The 2,186-nt window shown below is 61.0% G+C and carries 2 protein-coding genes; both read left to right on the top strand.

What is annotated here, in order from left to right:
- Window positions 1-351: 351 nt before the first annotated feature.
- On the top strand, window positions 352-1,866 hold the full coding sequence (locus VGY55_20650; protein HEV2972395.1) for an ABC transporter permease subunit: 1,515 nt from the start codon (window positions 352-354) through the stop codon (window positions 1,864-1,866).
- A gap of 59 nt (window positions 1,867-1,925) precedes the next feature.
- The coding region (locus VGY55_20645; protein HEV2972394.1) for a GxxExxY protein at window positions 1,926-2,186 on the top strand (261 nt) is incomplete at its 3' end.

The following is a 2,186-nucleotide window of genomic DNA, read 5'->3' as shown; positions in this document are numbered from 1 at the left end:
TTCTTCGGGACAACTACCGTATCGGCAGCGCCGGCAAGACCCCTTGAGACACCGGAAGTAATTTTCCCGGAATGGTTTACATCAACCGTTAGGCAAACCTTGACGCGCCTGGAAGGTGGCGAAAGTTTGACGCGCTACCGGCGCCAACTTCGCCTCCTACGACCCGAATCGCCGGATCATCTTTCGCCGCTTGCCGTGGAAAAGGCTTCGCGCAAGGCTGGGAACGCCCTCTGTGGCGTTCCGTCCGTAGCGTTCCTTCCGGTTCCGCGCGCGGAGCATGAGGTGTACACTGGCGGAGCCGATTCACACGAAACCGTGGATTCCAAAACCTTGCCGAGACCTTTCGCCGAAATGAAGCGCCGTTCTGTGCGCCCGCTTGCATTAGTTGCCGTCGTCTGTGCGGGATTGATCGTTTCCGCGACGCCACGACCGGCCGCCGCCGATGCGCTTGACGACATCCAACACCGCGGCGCGCTCGTTTGGGGCGCCGACGAGGAAGGGGGCGGGCCGTATGTCTTTCCCGACGACAAGAACCCCAACGTCCTCCGCGGGTTCGAGGTCGAGTTGGCCGAGATGCTGGCCGGCGAATTGCACGTCAAGGCCCAGTTCAAGCAAGGGCAGTGGGACAAGCTCCCTCTGTTGCTCGACGGCTCGATCGACCTCGTGCTCAACGGCTATGAGCTGACGCCCGCCAGGCAGCGCGACTATCTCTGCACGCGCCCGTACTACGTCTACGGCTTGCAACTGATCGTGCGTCGCGGCAGCCCGATTCGCGATTGGTCGTCGCTCGAGCATTCGGCTGAGCGAGTTCGCATTGGCGTGCTGACCGGCTCGGCTGCCGAGACCTACGTGCGCGCTCAGTCGAAGCTGAACATCGAGGTGATCGGCTACGACGGCTCGACCGACGCGATGCAACACGTCGCCAACGGCGTGCTCGACGCCACGGTGCAGGACGATTGCGCGGCGACCTTCTATCTTCCGCGATTTCCCGACTTGCAAGCGGCCGGCGGATTGGTCGGCGGCGGCTACTACGTCGCCCTGGTCGGCAAGCAGGAGCTGCGCCTGCATTCCGCGCTCAATGAAGCGCTCGACCGAATGATTACCGATGGCCGCCTGAAGGCCCTTTATGATCGCTGGCATTTGGGCGGCGATGCTCAAATGCTCGCGCTCGGTAAGGCCCAGACGCCGGTGGCGACCGCGGCGGATGTCTCGATTATCGAAATCCTCCGCGACGACTTGCCGACGCTGCTGAAATCGGCTGGGATGACGATCTTTCTCTCCGTCACGTCGATGCCACTGGCCATCGGCATCGGCATCCTGGTGGCGATCGGCCGACTCTACGGTCCCTGGCTCGTCTCGAAGCTGCTCGGACTGTACGTCGAATTGCTCCGCGGCACGCCGCTGATGCTCCAGCTCTACGCGATCTTCTTTCTGCTCCCCAAGATCGGCATCGCGATTCCCGCGCTCGTGGCCGCCATTGCCGGGCTGGCGATCAACTACTCGGCCTACGAGGCGGAAATTTACCGCGCCGGCTTGCAGGCAGTGCCGCGCGGCCAGATGGAAGCGGCGCTGTCGCTGGGGATGAGCCGCGCGCTGGCGATCCGGCGGATCATTCTGCCGCAGGCGTTTCGGATCGTGATCCCGCCGGTGACGAACGATTTCATCGCGTTGTTCAAAGACACGTCGGTCTGCTCGGTCGTGACGGTCGTGGAACTCACCAAGCGCTATTCGATCCTCGCGCTCAGCACCGGCGCAATCGTCCAACTCGCGGCGATCACCTCGGTCCTCTATCTCCTGATGAGCTATCCCCTCTCGCTCTTCGCCCGCTGGAGCGAGCGGCGCTTAGAAGGCAAGCCGAATGAATGATGAAGAGTTGTTACGAAGAGTTTTTTATGAGGAAGCCAGGAAGGCAGGAGGAGTGAACGATGGCGTTGGAACTTGAAGCCTTGACTGAGCAGATCATTGGGGCGGCGATTGAGGTGCATCGTCGGTTGGGACCGGGGTTTATCGAGTCGATATATGAAGCGGCGATGATGATTGAATTGCGGAAGAGAGGATTGCAAGCAAGACAGCAGGTCGAGGTGCCCATCTACTACGATGACCTCGAGATTGGTCTCCACAAGTTGGACCTGGTGGTCGAGGAAACAATCATCGTCGAATTGAAAGTGGTCAAGGATTTCGACGAC

The organism is Pirellulales bacterium, from assembly GCA_035939775.1.
Lineage (GTDB): Bacteria > Planctomycetota > Planctomycetia > Pirellulales > DATAWG01 > DASZFO01.
This window is presented reverse-complemented; position numbering and strand designations above follow the sequence as displayed.